Origin of the sequence: Actinomadura verrucosospora, from assembly GCF_039540335.1 — a bacterium.
Taxonomy (GTDB): domain Bacteria; phylum Actinomycetota; class Actinomycetes; order Streptosporangiales; family Streptosporangiaceae; genus Spirillospora; species Spirillospora verrucosospora.
This window is the reverse complement of the sequence record NZ_BAABEV010000001.1, coordinates 398212-414555: the sequence shown is the minus strand read 5'-3', so window position 1 is coordinate 414555 and position 16344 is coordinate 398212. Positions and strand designations below refer to the sequence as shown.

The following is a 16344-nucleotide window of genomic DNA, read 5'->3' as shown; positions in this document are numbered from 1 at the left end:
CATGGGGCGCGGGAAACCACGGGGGCACTGGATCCTGCTCTCGCTCGGCGGCCTGGTGCTGGCCGTCCTCCTGCTGATGGACGGCTTCGCGGGCGGCACCGTCGGCGAGGCCCCGCGGGCCGATCCGGGGCATTCCGGGGCGGTTCCGTCACGGGTGACCGAGGGCGGTCCCGTCGTCAACCTCTCCGGCGGCGTCCCGAAGAGCCGCCGCATGCCCCCGAAGACGATCGCGCTGACGTTCGACGACGGGCCCGACCCCGAGTGGACGCCGCGGATCCTGGACGTCCTGCGCCGCCACGACGCGCACGCCACGTTCTTCACCGTCGGCTCGCACGTGGCCCGCGAGCCGGCGCTGACCCGCCGCATCCTCCGCGAGGGCCACGAGATCGGCTCGCACACCTACACGCACGCCGACCTCGCCGCCGCGCCGCGCTGGCGGGCGCGCCTGGAGATGGACCTCACCCAACGCGCGCTGGCGGGCGCGGCGGGCGTCCACACCAGGCTGATGCGGATGCCGTACTCCTCCCGCCCGGACGGCCTGACCGCGCCCGAGTGGCGCGCGGCCGAACGGGCGGGAGGGGACGGCTACATCGTCGTCCTCACCGACCGCGACACCGAGGACTGGTCGCGTCCCGGAACCGAGACGATCGTCCAGCGGGCGCTGGCGGCGGGGGCGCGCGGCGAGGGCGCCGTCGTGATGCTGCACGACTCGGGCGGCGACCGGTCCGAGACGGTCGCGGCGGTCGGGCGGATCCTCGACCGGCTCCAGCCGCAGGGCTACCGCTTCACCACGCTCGCGCAGGCACTGGACATGCCGCGCGCCGAGGTCGCGGTGCCCGCGCGCGAGCGGGCCGTCGGCTGGACGCTGGTGACCGCCCAGCGCGCCGCGTCCGGGCTGACCGGCGGCATGAGCGCGGTCTTCGGGGTCGCGGGCCTGCTCTGCGTGCTGCGCCTCGTGGCGCTGCTGGTGTTCGCGCACGTCCACATGCGCCGGGTGCGGCGGCCCGCGGGCCGGCGGCGCAGGCCGACCGGGCCGCCCCCGCCGCCCGGCGGGCTGCCGCCGGACCCGTTCCCGCCCGTCTCCGTGGTCGTCCCGGCCTACAACGAGGAGGCCGGCATCGCGGCGACGGTGACCACGCTGCTGAACACCGACTATCCGGGCATCGTCGAGGTGATCGTGGTGGACGACGGGTCGACCGACGGCACGGCCGCGATCGTCGAGTCCCTGCGCCTGCCCGGGGTGCGGCTCCTCCGCAAGCCGAACGGGGGCAAGCCGAGCGCGCTCAACGCGGGCGTCGCCGCGGCGCGGTCGGAGATCCTCGTGCTGGTGGACGGCGACACCGTCTTCCAGCGCGACACCCTCCGGCACCTGATCGCGCCCTTCGCGGACCCGGAGGTGGGCGCGGTCAGCGGCAACACCAAGGTCGCCAACCGGGGCGGCCTCCTCGGCCGCTGGCAGCACATCGAGTACGTCATCGGCTTCAACCTCGACCGGCGGATGTTCGACCTCCTGCAGTGCATGCCGACCGTGCCGGGCGCGATCGGGGGGTTCCGGCGCTCCGTCCTCGCCGAGGTGGGCGGGGTCCCGGGCGACACGCTCGCCGAGGACACCGACCTGACCATGGCGATCTGCCGCACGGGGCGGCGCGTGGTCTACGAGGAGAAGGCCCTGGCCTGGACGGAGGCGCCGGCGTCGCTGCGGCAGCTGTGGAGGCAGCGGTACCGCTGGTGCTACGGGACGATGCAGGCGATGTGGAAGCACCGGCGCTCCGTCGTCGACCGCGGCGGCTCGGGGCGGTTCGGCCGCCGCTGCCTGCCCTACCTGACGGTGTTCCAGGTGCTGCTGCCCCTGTTCGCCCCGGCCATCGACCTGTTCGCGGTGTTCGGGCTGATCTTCCTCGACCCGCTGGTCCCGGTCGTCTCCTGGACGCTCTTCGTCGCCGCGCAGGCCGCCGCCGGCGCCTACGCCCTGTGGCTGGACGGCGAGTCCGTCCGCCCGCTGTGGGCGCTGCCGCTCCAGCAGTTCGTCTACCGGCAGCTCATGTACCTGGTCGTGGTGCAGTCCGTGGTGACCGCGCTGCTGGGGGCCCGCCTGCGCTGGCACACCATCCGCCGGACCGGGACCTTTGCGGATCTCGGAAGCCGGGAACAATCCCCGGGGCCCGTCGGTTACACATGACAGCCGGTGTGCCTGGTGTCCCCGGGCCTCACCTTTCGCCTTCACGGAATACCGTTCGGCTGGAGCCGTGTTGTGCCTTTCGCCGAGAGGCGACCCGCACACCGGTGCAAGACCAGGGCCCCGCCGGGTCGCACGACCCGGCGGGGCCCTGGTCGTGTCTGCGGCAGACTGGCGCCATGAGTCTCGCCGCGCACCTGGAGGAACTCGGCCGCCCGCTGGTGGACGAGCAGCTCCAGCACCCCACCGTGAAGGGCATCGCCCAAGGCAACCTCGACGAGGCCGTGTTCCGCTCATGGCTGGAGCAGGACTACCTCTTCCTGCACGACTACGTGCGGGTGTTCTCGCGCCTCGCGTGGCAGGCCCCCGACGCCCACCTAGGCGACCTGGTCGACCTGGCCCACGCCACCTTCCACGATGAGCTCGACCTGCACCGCTCCCTCTCCGCGAGCTTCGCCGCCGACCTCGACGGCGCCCGGAAGGGGCCCGCGTGCGCCGCCTACACGTCCTTCCTGCTGGAGAGCGCCGCCGTGTACGGCGACGGCCTCGCGGCCCTGTACCCCTGCATGTGGGGCTACTCCACGCTCGGGCGGATCCTCGCCGAGAACCCGCCGGCCGAGCCCCGCTACCGCCGCTGGGTCGACACCTACGCCGACCCCGGCTTCGCGGACCTCGCCGCCCGCATCGCCCAGATGATCGACGAGGCGGACCCCGACCCCGCGACCGCGGAACGCCTCTTCACGGAGGGCATGCGGCACGAAGTGGCCTTCTGGTCCGTGGAGTCCTGAGCCGTCACACCCGGGCGAGCGGGGGATAGTCGACGTAGCCCTCGGCGTGGCCTCCGTAGACGAGCTCCTCCACGGCGCCGGCGAGCGGAGCCGACGCCGCGAACCGCGCGGGGAGGTCGGGGTTGGAGATGAAGAGGCGGCCGTAGGAGAAGACGTCGGCCAGGCCCGCCGCGACGACCTCCTCGCCGGCGCTCCGGGACGTCGGCTCGGGGCCGTTGAAGTTCCCGATCAGCGTGCCCGACCAGCGGGGCCGCAGGTCGGCCAGTGCCCCGTACGCGCCGCGCTCGATGACGTGCAGGTAGGCCAGGCCGAGCGGGTCGAGGGCGTCCACGAGGGCGCGGTAGGTGCCCCGGGGGTCCTCCTCGGCGATCTCGTTCTCCGGGTTGCCGGGGGAGACGCGCAGCCCGACCCGCTCCGGCCCGACCGCGTCCGCGACGGCCCGCACGACGTCGAGCGCGAAACGCAGCCGGCCCTCGCGGGAGCCGCCGAACCGGTCGGTGCGCCGGTTGGTGTTCTCGGCCAGGAACTGCTGGACGAGGTAGCCGTTCGCGCCGTGCACCTCGACGCCGTCGAACCCGGCCCGGACGGCGTTGCGCGCTTCGGCCGCGAACGCGGCGATCGTCTCCTCGACCTCGGCGGTCGTCAGGGCGCGCGGCGTGACGTGGGGGACGTTCCCCTCCCTGGTGTGGATGCCCGCGGACCGGATGCGCACCGCCGAGGGCGCCACGGGGGCCGCGCCGCCCGGAAGGATGAGCGGATGGGACATCCGGCCCACGTGCCAGAGCTGGGCGAAGATCGTCCCGCCCTCCCGGTGCACGGCGTCCGTCACCTGGCGCCACCCGGCGACCTGCTCCTCCGTCACCAGGCCGGGGATGCCGGGCCCGGCCTTGCCGAGCGGGTGCGGCCAGATCCCCTCGGTGACGATCAGCCCCGCGGTCGCGCGCTGGGCGTAGTACTCCGCGGTCAGCGGGTGGGGGACGCCGGTCGCGTCGTCGGCGCGGCCCCGCGTCATCGGCGCCATCGCGATCCGGTTGCGCAGCCTGAGGTGGGGGCCTTCGTACGGGGCGAGCAGGGGGCTGGTCATCGTCCTGTCCCTCCGGTCGGGCGCCGGGCACTTTTATGCATCTGCATGAGTTGTATGTACATGCACATGTTGGCATCGCGGGTAAACTGGCGTCAAGAGAAAGTGGGGTGCGCGATGAGCGCTGGCACCGAGGCCATGGCGGACGGCACGCTGTGGGACGGCATCGTCGTGCTTCACGGACGGGTCGAGCACCGGCTCGCCAAGGCACTCCAGCGCCGCCACGGGATCGGCCTGTCGGAGTACCGCGCGCTGTGCCACCTCGCCCGCGCCGAGGACGGGGAGCTGCGCATGCAGGAGCTCGCCGACCTGATCGGCCTCAACCAGAGCTCGGTCAGCCGCCTGGTCGCGCGCCTGGAGTCCGCCGGCCTCACCCGCCGCGCGATGTGCCCCAAGGACCGCCGCGGCGTCTACACCGTCATCACCGACGAGGGCCGCGCCGTCCAGGACAAGGCCGCCCCCACCTACGCCGAGACCCTCACCGAGTCCCTGGACGAGGCCGCCGCCGACCCGGCCCTCGCCCCGTTCCTCACTCGCCTGCGCCCCTGAGAACGCACGGAGCTGAGCTGCTCTCCTGAGGCACTGGCACTAACCGGTGCACCGGCCACGCGGCGACCTGAGGTGTCGCGATTGCGTGCGAAGCCAGTTTCGAGCCTGCGAGAAACTGATCGCGCAGCGAGCCTTTGGGCGAGTCGGAGCGATGCAGCAATCGCACGCGATGCCGTGGGGTTCCGGGCCTCCAAGGCCCGGAACCCCACGGCATCGCATTAGACGAAGCGCCGCAGGCGCAGGCTGTTGGTGACGACGAAGACCGAGGAGAACGCCATGGCGCCTCCGGCGATCATCGGGGTGAGCAGGCCCGACGCCGCGAGGGGCAGGGCGGCCACGTTGTAGGCGAAGGCCCAGAACAGGTTGCCCTTGATCGTGGCCAGCGTGCGGCGCGACAGCCGGATGGCGTCGGCCGCGGCCCGCAGGTCGCCGCGCACCAGGGTCAGGTCGGACGCCTCGATCGCCACGTCCGTGCCGGTGCCCATCGCCAGGCCGAGGTCGGCCTGGGCCAGAGCGGCGGCGTCGTTGACCCCGTCGCCGACCATGGCGACCGTCCGCCCCTCCGACTGGAGGCGCTTGACGACGTCCACCTTGTCCTGCGGCAGGACATCGGCGATGACCTCCTCGATCCCCACCTCGTCGGCGACCGCGCGGGCCACCGTCTCGTTGTCGCCGGTCAGCAGGACCGGACGCAGCCCGAGCCCGCGCAGCCGCTCGATCGCCTCCCGGGAGGTGGGCTTGACCTGGTCCGCGACGGTGACCACCGCGCGGGCCTCGCCGTCCCAGCCGACCGCGACGGCGGTGTGGCCGAGGGCCTGGGCCTTCTCCATGGCGCGTTCGAGGTCGGGCGTGAGGTGCTGCGACCACTCGGCGAGCAGCCGCGGGCGGCCCGCCAGGACGCCGTGGCCGTCCACCATCCCCTGGACGCCGAGGCCCTCGACGTTCGCGAAGTCCTCGACCGTGCCGAGGTCTCCGACCCGCTCGGCGGCGCCCCTGGCGATGGCCTGGGCGATGGGGTGCTCGGACGCGTTCTCCAGCGCGCCCGCCAGCCGCAGCACGTCCTCCTCCGCGACGCCGTCGGCGGTGATGACGTCGACCAGGGCCATCTTGCCGGTGGTGACGGTGCCGGTCTTGTCCAGCACGACGGTGTCGATCGCGCGGGTGGACTCCAGCACCTCCGGGCCCTTGATCAGGATGCCGAGCTGCGCGCCGCGCCCGGTCCCGACCATCAGCGCGGTCGGGGTGGCCAGGCCGAGGGCGCACGGGCAGGCGATGATCAGCACGGCGACCGCGGCGGTGAAGGCGCCGGCGAGGGGTTCGCCGGTGCCGATCCAGAAGCCGAGCGTGCCGAGCGCCAGCGCGATCACGACCGGGACGAAGACGCCCGAGATCCGGTCGGCGAGCCGCTGCACCTGCGCCTTGCCGGTCTGCGCGTCCTCCACCAGCCGCGCCATCTGCGCGAGCTGGGTGCCGGAACCGACCCGGGTGGCGCGCACCAGCAGCCGGCCGCCCGCGTTCACGGTCGCGCCGACCACGGTGTCGCCGGGTCCGACCTCCACCGGGACCGACTCGCCGGTCAGCATGGACGCGTCCACGGCGGACGAGCCCTCCTCGACCGCGCCGTCCGTGGCGATCTTCTCGCCGGGGCGGACGACGAACAGGTCCCCCTCGGCCAGCCGGTCGACCGGGATCCGCTCCTCGCGGCCGTCCCGGACGACCGAGACCTCCTTGGCGCCGAGTTCCAGCAGGGCGCGCAGCGCGGCGCCCGCACGGCGCTTGGAGCGCGTCTCGAAGTACCGCCCGGCGAGGATGAACATGATCACGCCGGAGGCGGCCTCCAGGTAGATGTTCATCGACCCGTCCGAGCGGGTCATCGAGAACTCGAACCCGTGCTTGATGCCCAGCTCTCCCGCGGTGCCGAAGAACAGCGCCCACAGCGACCACGCGAACGCGGCCAGCGTGCCGAGCGAGATCAGCGTGTCCATGGTCGCCGTGCCGTGCCGCAGGTTGACCGCCGCGGCCCGGTGGAACGGCCAGCCCGCGTACACCACGACGGGGGCGGCGAGCGTCAGCGACAGCCACTGCCACGCCTCGAACTGGAGCGCCGGGACCATCGCCATCGCGATCACCGGGATCGACAGCACCACCGCGGTGACCAGCCGCTGCCGCAGCGGGCGCAGCTCGTCGGCCGGCTCCGGGGCCGCCTCGCCGGCGGCCTTCGGCGGGGCGGGGAGGGCGGCGGAGTAGCCCGCCTTCTCCACCGTGGCGATCAGCTCGTCGGGCGAGACCTCCGGCGCGAACTCGACCCTGGCCTTCTCGGTGGCGTAGTTGACCGTGGCGGTCACGCCGTCCATCTTGTTGAGCTTCCGCTCGATGCGGTTGGCGCACGACGCGCACGTCATACCGCCGATCGCCAGCTCGACACGCCCGGACACAGCGTCCGTGCTCATCGCGTCCTCCTCTGCCTCGATCGGAACGTCAGTGGGTGTGGGGCCGGTCGTCGTGGCCCGGTTCGGGCTCCTCGCCCTGTTCCTGGGCGGGGACGTTCCCGGCGTGCACCGTGAACTCGGCCGTGCGGACCTTGCCGTCGTGCTTGAAGTCCAGGTACAGGCGGTACGCGCCGGAGCTGGGCGCCTCGGCGAAGAACGTGATCCCGGGGCCGGGCTCGGTCTCGCCGTCGCCGGGCTCCCCGTCCGGGTGGACATGGAGGTAGGCCAGGTCGCCCTGCCGCAGCGCGACGAGGTGCCCGTACGCCTCAAGGTACGGCTCCAGGTCGGTGACCGGCCTGCCGTCCTTGCTCACGCTCAGGGTCAGCTCGGTCGACTTCCCGGGAGTGAGGCCCCCGGTGAGCCGCACCTCGTAGCCGTCCACCTTCGCGACCTGCTCGGGCCCGGGCAGCGGCGCGGGCTTCAGGTCGCCGGGGACGAACACGTCCGTGCCGAGCGTGAGCTGCCGCTTCGCGCCGTCCGGCTGGATGTCGGTGAAGAACCGGTACACGCCGGGCTTGACCAGCGTGATCGGGACGGTCCAGACGCCGCCCCCGGCCTCGGTCGGGTGCACGTGCTGGAAGCCGGACAGGTCGCGCCGCGCCACGATCAGGTGCAGGCGCTTGCCGTGCAGCGGCTTGAACCCGGTGACGGGCCTGCCGTCCGGCCCGTTGATCGTGAACCGGAAGTCCGTCTTCTCCCCGGCGGTGAGGACGGTCCGCTGCGGGGCCAGCGTGAAGCCGTCCTCCGACACCTGGAGGCCGCCCGGCGCGTGAGACGCCGCGGTCTCGTGCCCTCCGCCGCCGTGCCCTCCGCTGCCGTGCCCGCCTTCGCCGTTCTCGTGGGACGCCATCTTCGCCGTTCCTCCGACGGGGCCGACGATCTTGCCGACGCTCGCGGCGCCGCCGAAGACGACCGCCAGGCCCACCGCGTAGGCCCCCAGCCTGGTCGCGCTGTTCATTGCCGTTTCACTCCGCTCGGTGTTGCGAGGGACGCACCCCGCCGCGGGGGCGAGGCGCGGTCCGCTCAGGAGGTCAGCTGGTATCCGGCCTCCTCGACGGCGTCCTTGACCCGGGCGTCGTCGAGGGGGGTCTCGCTCGTGACGGTGACCCTGCCGGTCTGGAGGTCGACGTCCACGCCGGTCACACCGGCGATCTGCTCGACCTCCTCGGTCACCGAGCTCACGCAGTGGCCGCAGGTCATTCCGCTGACGGTGTAGGTGGCGGTGCTCATCGTCTTCTCCCTCGGTGTTTTACCCCTGGGGGGTATCTCGTGGGCCTCATGCTGCCATAACCGGACACCCGTGACAACCCCTGGGGGGTATGGGTGATTCCGAGATCCGGGTCACACCGCCCCCAGGGTTTTCCACAGGCGTCCACAGGGCTGTGGACGGACGTTCCGGCAGCGTGCCTCGTCGCGGATACTGAACCCATGCCTGAGCTACCTGAGGTGGAGGCGCTGGCGGGGTTCCTGCGGGAGCGCGCGGTCGGCCATGCCGTCGCCCGCGTCGATGTTCTCGCCATCTCCGCGCTGAAGACCTACGACCCGCCGGTGACCGCGCTCGGCGGGCTGACCGTCACCGGCGCGACCCGGCACGGCAAGTTCCTCGACCTCGACGTCGACGGGCTGCACCTCGTCGTCCACCTCGCTCGCGCCGGCTGGCTGCGCTGGCGCGACGAGATCCCGGCCAGGCCCGTCCGGCCCGGAGGCAAGAACCCGCTCGCCCTGCGCGTGCACCTGGACGACGGCTCGGGCTTCGACCTCACCGAGGCGGGCACCAAGAAGGGCCTCGCCGTCTACGTCGTCCGCGACCCCGACGACGTGCCCGGCGTGGCTTCACTCGGCCCCGACCCCCTGGACGAGTCGTTCACCACCGCCGCCCTGGCGGGGATCGTCAACGGCAAGCGCAGCCAGATCAAGGGGCTGCTGCGCGACCAGAAGGTGATCGCCGGTATCGGCAACGCCTACTCCGACGAGGTGCTGCACGTCGCCAGGATGTCCCCCTTCAAGATCGCGTCCTCGCTGACCGAGGAGGACGTCGCCGTCCTGCACGAGGCGATCGTCACCACGCTGCGGGACGCGGTGGAGCGCTCGCGCGGCCTCGAAGCCCAGGACCTCAAGGGCGAGAAGAAGACCGGCCTGCGGGTGCACGGGCGCGCGGGCGAGAAATGCCCGGTGTGCGGGGACACGGTGCGCGAGGTGTCGTTCGCCGACTCGGCGCTCCAGTACTGCCCCACCTGCCAGACGGGCGGCAAGCCGCTCGCCGACCGCCGCATGTCCCGCCTCCTCAAGTAGCGGGCCCCGGGCGCCGTGAGACGGGCCAGGCCCCGGCGGGTGCCGGGGCCTGGCGACGGGAGTCGGGGACGGAGCCGGAACGGGGATGGCTCGTCCGGACGGGACGAAGGATCGGGGACGGGATCAGCGGACCTTCGGGACGTTCCCGAAGACCGGGCCGATCTGGCTCCAGCGGTGCAGCTGGCAGCCGTCGTCGCGGGTGAACGTGGTGTCGATCCGCTTGCCCTGCCAGGTGCCCTCGACCGTGGCGATCTCCGGACCGCCGTAGATCTTGGTGCACATCTGGTCCTTGGGGACGGGCGCGAAGGGATCCTTGACCTTGGTGAGCGCCGCGCAGGCGCCGGCCGCCTCGGGATGGTCCCCGCCCGGCGGGGCGCAGGTCAGCCTCCAGGTCTTGGCGGGCGCCTCCTTGGAGGCCTTCACCCGCACGGTGAGCGTGTCCGCCGGTGAGCCGGACGGCTGCACGGACGTCGTGCCCGAAGGCGCTCCGGCGGAGTTTCCGTTTGCCTGTTCGTCGCCGCAGGCGGCCGTGGACAGGAGCAAGGCCAGCCCGGGCGCTGCGAAAACGAGCGTCCGATACCGCATGCGTGATTCGACGCAGGGGGGCTTCGCACGGTTCCATGGGGGGTGTGATGAATTTCGGGGAAGACGTGCCGGCCGTGGTCGCCGCGGATGTTCCGCAGGACGGCTACCTGCTGGACGTCCGGGAGCAGGACGAGTGGGACGCGGGCCACGCGCCCGCGGCGGTCCACATCCCCATGCGCCATCTCGGCGACCGCGCCGGCGAGATCCCCCGCGACCGGGAGATCTACGTGATCTGCCGGTCCGGGGCGCGGTCCGCCCAGGTCACGTCCGCGCTGAACCAGGCGGGGTGGCTGGCGAGGAACGTCGGCGACGGCATGCACGGGTGGGCCGAGGCGGGCCGGCCGATGGAGGGCGCGGGGGACGGTCCGCCGTACGTCGCGTGAGCGTCGATGACGTCGCGTGAGCGTCGATGTCGCTGCGTGAGCTCGATGACTCTGGGGGATCTGAAAACTTTCGCGTGATCTGACCCGGTTGCCCTCTTCTGGGGCGTGACGGGCGGTTGTACGATCGGGCCTGACCGATGACCGCGGGAGCTCGGGCCACAGCCGGGCTGAGAGGGCGGCCTCCAAGGCGTCGCCGACCGCATGAACCTGTCCGGGTAATGCCGGCGTAGGGAGTGTGTGTCCCGTGACGTCCGACGTCGAAAAGCGCCCTCAGGGCGAGCGCGCCCCCGACGAGGTCCCCTTCACCCTCGACGAGCCGGCCCCCAAGGTCCTCGGCTTCTGGGACCAGAGCGCCTTCTGGGGGAACCTCGGGGTCAGCCTCCTGGCCTTCTCCGGCGCCTACACCGTCCTCGCGCCGGACGCCGGCGGCCGCCCCACGATCTCGATCATGGCGGGCATCGTCGCGATGGCCGTCGGGACGGCCCTCGGCGGGCTGATGCTCGGCCTGGCCGCCGTGCCCGGCGCGCGGACCGGGCAGCCCGCGATGGTGCTGCTGCGCGGCCTGTTCGGCGCGAAGCTGTCGTACGCGCCGACCGTCCTCAACATCGCCCAGCTCGTCGGGTGGGGGACGTTCGAGCTGATCGTCATCGCCGACGCCGCCCGCGAGCTGTGGGACGGCGTCCCGCGCTGGGGCTACGTGGTCGCCGCGGGCGCGATCACCACCGTGCTGACGGTCTGGCCGCTCGGCTCGGTGCGGCTGCTGCGCCGCTACGTGACCGTCGCCGTGGCGATCGCGCTCGTGTACTTCTACGTCCAGCTCGTCCGGGAGCCGCTGCCCGACCTGACGCAGGGCTCCTGGGGCGGGTTCTGGCTCGGCGCGGACGCCGCGCTGGCCGTGTCGATCTCCTGGGTCCCGGTCGCCGCCGACTACACCCGGCACGCGCGCACCGAGCGCGGGGCCTTCGGCGCCGCGGCCGTCGGCTACTCCGTCACGCAGATCGTCGCCTACGTCCTCGGGCTGCTCGCGCTGGCGCTGGTGGCGGGCGACTCGAGCAGGATCTTCGACCCGTTCCTGGGCGTCTCGCTGGGCGTGGTGTTCTTCGCCGTGTTCGTGCTGCGGGAGGCCGACCAGTCGTTCGCCGACACCTACTCCACGGCGGTGTCGATCCAGAACCTGTTCCCCCGGGCCGACCGCCGGGTGCTGAGCGTCGCGCTCGGCGTCGGCATCACCGTGCTCGCGCTGGTCCTCGACATCGGCGACTACGCGGGCTTCCTGTCGCTGATCGGATCGGTGTTCGTGCCGATGCTGGGCGTCCTCGCCGCCGACTTCTTCCTCGGCCGCCGCCGGGCCGGCGGCTGGGACGTCTCGCGGACCGCGCCATCCCGCTGGGGCATGATCGCGGCATGGGCGATCGGGTTCGTCGTCTACCAGCTCGTCAACCCGGGCACGGTCGCGCGGTGGACCGCTTTCTGGTCGGACGTGCGGGACGCGCTGCACTTCACGCCGCAGGCGTGGATGAGCGCCTCGCTGCTGTCGTTCCTGGTGGCGGGGGTCGCGGCCCTGCTCATCGGTAGGCTTACCAGACGGTAAGGTTTGGGTCGAAAGCAAGTTTCGGCGCAAGTTGCCCGGCGCCATGCCGGAGTGCGGTGGCACGATGACAGACGTGTATCAGCACGTGCACGATCCGATCGCGCGGGCCGTCATCGAGAGCGCCGCCGACGCGATCGTAGCCGTGGACCAGCGGCACCGGGTCACCGTGTGGAACCCGGCGGCCGAGCGCATGTTCGGCTGGAGCGCCGAGGAGATGCTCGGCCGGGTCCCGCCGATCGTCCCCGACGAGCTGAAGGCCGAGCACAACGCCGTCCAGGAGCGGCTCCTCACCCGGCGCGGCGGCGAGGGCGAGACCGACGGCGGGCAGATCTCGATCGCCACCCGCCGCTTCCACCGCGAGGGCCGGCTCATCGACGTGCGCATCGACACGAGCCTGCTGAAGGATCCGAGGGGCACGCTGCTCGGCTGGGTCGGGGTGTACCACCCGGTCGAGGACGACGAGATCGTCCAGAACCGGATGACCGAGCGGGCCCGGCTGGTCCGGCGGCTGAACGACATCGTCGCCGATCTCGGAGCCGAGCTCGACCTGGCCGTCGTGCTCGACCGGATCACCGCCGCGCTCATCGAGCTGACCGGGGCCGACGCGGGCGGGTTCGTCAAGATCGAGGGCGAGCGGCTGCGGCTGGTCAGCATGTCGGGGCTGCCGGAGCGGATGCGCGGCCGGTGCGCCGAGCTGCGGCCGAGCCTGGTCGGGGAGCTGCTGCGGTCGGGCAAGACCGTCAAGCTCGCGACGGGCGAGCGGCGCCTCGGCGACCTGATCTGGTCGGAGCTGCCCGGCCTGCACACGATCGCGCTCGGCCTGTCGTACCTGCAGAACCGGCCGTACGGCGCGCTGTACGCGCTGTTCTCCGGACGCAAGGTCGGGCACACCGAGCTCGAACTGCTGGAGCTGCTCGCCGGGCACGCCGGGGTCGCGGTCGGCAACGCCGTCGCCTACGCGGAGGTCGTCCGGCAGCGGGCCCACGAGCGCGCCGTCATCGACTCCAGCGCCGACGGCATCGCGGTGCTGGACCACGACCTCGTCGTCCGGCACTGGAACAACTCCGCGCACACCCTGACCGGCATCCCGCCGGAGGACGCGATCGGTCGCCCGCTGCCCTTCGACATGCCCGATCTCGGCGAGATGCTCACGTTCCGCCTGGAGTCGGGCACGTGGCTGAACGTGCTGGCCGCCGAGATCGAGGAGACCGGCGAGCTGGTCGTCGACTTCCGCGACGTCTCCGAGGCCAAGGCGCTGGAGGAGGCCAAGGACCTGTTCCTCGCCACGACCAGCCACGAGCTGCGCACCCCGATCACGGTCGTGCAGGGGTTCGCGTCCACGCTGGTCAACCGGTGGGACGAGCTGACCGACGCCGACCGCCGCGCCGCGGTCGCCACCATCGCCGAGCGGGCCCAGTCGCTCGGGCGGCTCGTGGAGCACCTGCTGCTCGGGTCGCGCGCCGGGGCCGACGAGCTGGCCGTGACGATCGAGCCGTTCGATCTCGGCCGCGTCCTGGAGGGCGTGGTCGCCGGGTTCCGCTCGCTGTCGCCGCTGCACCGGGTGGAGCTGGAGATCGCCCCCGACCTGCCGCCGTGCAGCGGGGACGCGATGGCCACCGACATCGTCCTCGGGCAGCTGCTGGAGAACGCGTTCAAGTACTCCCCGGACGGCGGGACCGTGCGGGTGCGGGCCCGCCGCGAGGGTTCCGGCATCGTCGTCACGGTCTCCGACGAGGGCATCGGCATCCCGGTCGGCGACCATGAGCGGATCTTCGAGCGGTTCGTCCAGGGCGACGCGGGCGATCGCCGCCGGTTCGGCGGCATCGGGCTCGGCCTCTACATCGTCAGACGGCTGACGGAGGCGCAGGGCGGCACGATCTCCGCGCACCCGGCCGAGCGTGAGACATCTCACATCGAAACCCCCCAAACTCTGAATAACCAGTCAAATCCCTCTGAAAACACCCACGAAGAACAGGCGGGTCGACTACTCTCCGTCACGAACGGGCGGGGACCCGCAGGTGGCGCGCGGGCGGGCGAGGGGACGTGCATGCGCCTGGTGTTGCGTTCGGCGCGCTGAGCGGACGGTTACTTACCGTGCGGACAGTCCGTCCCGGGCGGTCCGGTGAGACGGGCGTGACCAGCGCTTTCGGCGGTCTCGCGGGGTGGCAGGCTGGGAACGGTGCGGAGAAGTGCGGTGACGGCGGCGTGTGACGGACGAAACGCGTGCGCGAGGAGTAAATCCGCCGTTGGCTGGATAGATCCTTGGTTGGTCGCCGTTGGTGACGAGATTCCGATCCCGGGGGTGATCACCGTGACCGGACGGCTGATGACTCGTTGTGCAGGTGGTGAACTGGTTCGTCCTGGTTTCCCGTCATGGCCATCAGGGCATTTCGGACGTACCGGAAGGGTGATGACGGGACTCGTCCGAGTGAGCGGAGCATCGGGGAGGTGAGGGCGTCGAGCGTCGTACTGCTACCACACGCACCGTCCAGCGTCGCGGTCGCCCGCAGGCGCCTCAGCTCGGAGCTGGCCGATTCGGGCGTCTACGACTCCGTCGTGGACGACGCCAGTGTCATCGTCAGCGAGCTGCTCAGCAACGCACTGCGGCACGCGCGGCCGCTGCCGTCCGGCCAGGTGAAGGTCTGCTGGCTCTGCCGCGGCGACCTCCTCGAACTGGAGGTCAGCGACGGCGGCGCCATGACCGAGCCGCGCCGGGGACCGGGCACGCTCTCCTCGCTCGGCGGGCGCGGGCTCGGCATCGTCGAGGCGCTGTCCGAGGGCTGGGGGGTGCGCCACGAGGACGGCACCACGACCGTCTGGGCCATCCTGCGGACGCCCAGGTCGTCCGGCGACGAGCGGATGGCCGCTCCCGCCGGCGCGCACGCCGTCGTTCCGGATCTCTCCGCCTTTCCGGACCTGCTCGACGAGCCGGATGAAGACCTCTGCAACGGAACCAGGAGTGAAGTAGCTCCAAGTCGGGCATATCCGGCATAGAGCGACCCTGCCTGGAAGGAACCCCGCCCGACCTTGTATGGTCCTCTCCAACGCTCGGGCGATGTCGTGCCCCCGTCGACATCGCGAGCGTTGATGGTTCTTCCCGGCGCCGCGCGCCTCTGAGCCCCCGGCGCCGGGAAGAACGCAGAACCCTCTTCTCCCCGGCCGCCCCGGGCGCGGCTCAGATCTCCTCGCGCAGGATCGGGCACGACATGCAGCGGGGACCGCCCCGCCCCGTCCCGAGCTCGCTCCCGCTGATCCGGATGACCTCGATCCCGGACGCCTCCAGCTGCGCGTTGGTCTCGATGTTGCGCTCGTAGGCGACGCACAGGCGCGGCGCCACGGCGAGGGTGTTGTTCCCGTCGTCCCACTGCTCGCGCTCGGCGGTGACCGGGTCGAGACCGGTGTCGATCACCTTGAGGCGGTCCAGGCCCATCGCGTCGGCGGCGGCCTGGAGGAACGGGCGCGGCTCGGCGACGCGCAGGTGGCCGTCGTCCAGCGTCACCGTGTAGGCGGTGAGCGAGTGCGCCACCGGCGGGTACATCACGACGGTGTCGACGTCGACCATCGTGCAGACGGTGTCGAGGTGCATGGTGGCGCGCTCCTGCGCGATCGGCACGGCCAGCACCGTGCGGGCCAGCCCGGCCCCGATCACCTGGCGGGCCAGGCGCTCGACGCCCGCCGGCGTCGTCCGCTCGCCGGTGCCCACGGCGATCACACCCGGGCGCAGCAGCAGGACGTCGCCGCCCTCCAGGTGCTCCAGGGACGGGCTGTAGACCGGCTCCACCCCGGCGAACCGCGGATGGTGCGCGTAGATCAGGCCGGTGAGGGCCGACTCGCGCCGCCGCGCCTCCATCGCGAGGCTCGTCACCGCCACGCGGTCGCCGATCCACGTGCTGTTGTCGCGCGTGAACAGCAGGCCCGGCAGCGGGTCGACGATGAAGTCCCGCTCGTCCATCAGCCGGTAGACCAGGCCGTGCCCGGCCTTCAGCTCCTCGTGCGCGAGCCCGGCGATCAGCGTGTGCGCGAGGTTCTCGGGGTCGAGCCCGCGCAGGTGGTCCTCGACGACGCGGCGAAGCTGGTCTCCGAGGCGCAGGTCGACGATGGCGTCGGCGATCGCCTGCTCGCGCGCGGCCTCGTACTCCAGGGCGTCCTGCAGCAGCTCGGTCACGTACAGGACCTCGACGCCGCGCGACCGCAGCGCCTCGGCGAACGCGTCGTGCTCCTCCTGCGCCCGGCCCGCCCACGGGATCGCGTCGAACAGGAGCTTGTCGCTGTTGCGCGGGGTCAGCCGCTTGAGCTCCGCGCCGGGGCGGTGCAGCAGCACCGTCCTCAGCCGTCCGACCTCGCTGGTGACCCGGTGCTCGTGCGCTGTCTTCGCTGCCGTCACCCTCCGCAGTCTAGGCGGCGGACGAT

The 16344-nt window shown here is 72.3% G+C and carries 14 protein-coding genes and 1 riboswitch; of the genes, 8 read left to right on the top strand and 6 right to left on the bottom strand.

What is annotated here, in order from left to right; all coding sequences use genetic code 11:
* The first annotated feature begins 1 nt into the window (after position 1).
* Together ABD944_RS02080 and ABD944_RS02075 are read left to right on the top strand one after the other, a co-directional pair.
* Complete coding sequence (locus ABD944_RS02080; RefSeq protein WP_345171696.1) at positions 2-2179, top strand: bifunctional polysaccharide deacetylase/glycosyltransferase family 2 protein; 2178 nt, start codon at positions 2-4, stop codon at positions 2177-2179.
* A 176-nt stretch (positions 2180-2355) separates the two neighbouring features.
* On the top strand, positions 2356-2964 hold the full coding sequence (locus ABD944_RS02075) for a TenA family protein (RefSeq protein ID WP_345171694.1): 609 nt from the start codon (positions 2356-2358) through the stop codon (positions 2962-2964).
* Positions 2965-2968: 4 nt separating this feature from the next.
* Here ABD944_RS02075 and ABD944_RS02070 read toward each other — a convergent pair whose 3' ends face one another.
* A complete protein-coding gene (locus ABD944_RS02070) occupies positions 2969-4048 on the bottom strand; it encodes an alkene reductase (RefSeq protein ID WP_345171692.1) in 1080 nt (359 codons plus the stop codon).
* Between the two features lie 114 nt (positions 4049-4162).
* Between ABD944_RS02070 and ABD944_RS02065 the strand changes: the two genes are divergently transcribed.
* Positions 4163-4594 carry a MarR family winged helix-turn-helix transcriptional regulator gene (locus tag ABD944_RS02065; protein ID WP_345171690.1) on the top strand — a complete coding sequence of 144 codons (432 nt, stop codon included), beginning with the start codon at positions 4163-4165 and terminating at the stop codon, positions 4592-4594.
* 218 nt (positions 4595-4812) lie between these two features.
* Here ABD944_RS02065 and ABD944_RS02060 read toward each other — a convergent pair whose 3' ends face one another.
* The 3 genes from ABD944_RS02060 to ABD944_RS02050 all read right to left on the bottom strand — a co-directional run bounded on the left by ABD944_RS02060 (position 4813) and on the right by ABD944_RS02050 (position 8313).
* Complete coding sequence (locus ABD944_RS02060; protein WP_345171688.1) at positions 4813-7044, bottom strand: heavy metal translocating P-type ATPase; 2232 nt, start codon at positions 7042-7044, stop codon at positions 4813-4815.
* A 28-nt stretch (positions 7045-7072) separates the two neighbouring features.
* Complete coding sequence (locus ABD944_RS02055) at positions 7073-8041, bottom strand: hypothetical protein (RefSeq protein ID WP_345171686.1); 969 nt, start codon at positions 8039-8041, stop codon at positions 7073-7075.
* Positions 8042-8106: 65 nt separating this feature from the next.
* A complete protein-coding gene (locus tag ABD944_RS02050; protein ID WP_141579550.1) occupies positions 8107-8313 on the bottom strand; it encodes a heavy-metal-associated domain-containing protein in 207 nt (68 codons plus the stop codon).
* A gap of 198 nt (positions 8314-8511) precedes the next feature.
* On the opposite strand from ABD944_RS02050, the gene ABD944_RS02045 reads away from it, so the two are divergent.
* Positions 8512-9375, top strand: a complete 864-nt coding sequence (locus ABD944_RS02045) for an Fpg/Nei family DNA glycosylase (protein WP_345171683.1) — start codon at positions 8512-8514, stop codon at positions 9373-9375.
* A gap of 123 nt (positions 9376-9498) precedes the next feature.
* On the opposite strand, the gene ABD944_RS02040 is transcribed toward ABD944_RS02045, so the two are convergent.
* Entirely contained in the window at positions 9499-9798 is a 300-nt protein-coding gene (locus tag ABD944_RS02040) for an SSI family serine proteinase inhibitor (protein ID WP_345171681.1), read from the bottom strand.
* Between the two features lie 209 nt (positions 9799-10007).
* Between ABD944_RS02040 and ABD944_RS02035 the strand changes: the two genes are divergently transcribed.
* The 4 genes from ABD944_RS02035 to ABD944_RS02020 all read left to right on the top strand — a co-directional run bounded on the left by ABD944_RS02035 (position 10008) and on the right by ABD944_RS02020 (position 14928).
* Entirely contained in the window at positions 10008-10343 is a 336-nt protein-coding gene (locus tag ABD944_RS02035; RefSeq protein WP_345171679.1) for a rhodanese-like domain-containing protein, read from the top strand.
* Positions 10344-10476: 133 nt separating this feature from the next.
* A riboswitch (TPP riboswitch) is annotated at positions 10477-10594 on the top strand.
* Positions 10588-11934 (top strand): purine-cytosine permease family protein, encoded by a 1347-nt coding sequence (locus ABD944_RS02030; RefSeq protein WP_345171677.1) that lies wholly within the window; start codon positions 10588-10590, stop codon positions 11932-11934. (Overlaps the previous riboswitch by 7 nt.)
* 64 nt (positions 11935-11998) lie before the next feature.
* Positions 11999-14011, top strand: a complete 2013-nt coding sequence (locus ABD944_RS02025) for a sensor histidine kinase (RefSeq protein WP_345171675.1) — start codon at positions 11999-12001, stop codon at positions 14009-14011.
* 371 nt (positions 14012-14382) lie between these two features.
* On the top strand, positions 14383-14928 hold the full coding sequence (locus tag ABD944_RS02020) for an ATP-binding protein (protein ID WP_345171673.1): 546 nt from the start codon (positions 14383-14385) through the stop codon (positions 14926-14928).
* 181 nt (positions 14929-15109) lie between these two features.
* Here ABD944_RS02020 and ABD944_RS02015 read toward each other — a convergent pair whose 3' ends face one another.
* Complete coding sequence (locus tag ABD944_RS02015) at positions 15110-16318, bottom strand: arginine deiminase (RefSeq protein WP_345171671.1); 1209 nt, start codon at positions 16316-16318, stop codon at positions 15110-15112.
* Positions 16319-16344 lie beyond the last annotated feature (26 nt).

Excerpts from the sequence above, each read along its gene's own strand:
- ABD944_RS02070 (WP_345171692.1), bottom strand. The coding sequence starts at position 4,048 with ATGACCAGCCCCCTGCTCGCCCCGTACGAAGGCCCCCACCTCAGGCTG.
- ABD944_RS02075 (WP_345171694.1), top strand. The coding sequence starts at position 2,356 with ATGAGTCTCGCCGCGCACCTGGAGGAACTCGGCCGCCCGCTGGTGGAC.
- ABD944_RS02080 (WP_345171696.1), top strand. The coding sequence starts at position 2 with ATGGGGCGCGGGAAACCACGGGGGCACTGGATCCTGCTCTCGCTCGGC.
- ABD944_RS02060 (WP_345171688.1), bottom strand. The coding sequence starts at position 7,044 with ATGAGCACGGACGCTGTGTCCGGGCGTGTCGAGCTGGCGATCGGCGGT.
- ABD944_RS02050 (WP_141579550.1), bottom strand. The coding sequence starts at position 8,313 with ATGAGCACCGCCACCTACACCGTCAGCGGAATGACCTGCGGCCACTGC.
- ABD944_RS02065 (WP_345171690.1), top strand. The coding sequence starts at position 4,163 with ATGAGCGCTGGCACCGAGGCCATGGCGGACGGCACGCTGTGGGACGGC.
- ABD944_RS02045 (WP_345171683.1), top strand. The coding sequence starts at position 8,512 with ATGCCTGAGCTACCTGAGGTGGAGGCGCTGGCGGGGTTCCTGCGGGAG.
- ABD944_RS02025 (WP_345171675.1), top strand. The coding sequence starts at position 11,999 with ATGACAGACGTGTATCAGCACGTGCACGATCCGATCGCGCGGGCCGTC.
- ABD944_RS02035 (WP_345171679.1), top strand. The coding sequence starts at position 10,008 with ATGAATTTCGGGGAAGACGTGCCGGCCGTGGTCGCCGCGGATGTTCCG.
- ABD944_RS02055 (WP_345171686.1), bottom strand. The coding sequence starts at position 8,041 with ATGAACAGCGCGACCAGGCTGGGGGCCTACGCGGTGGGCCTGGCGGTC.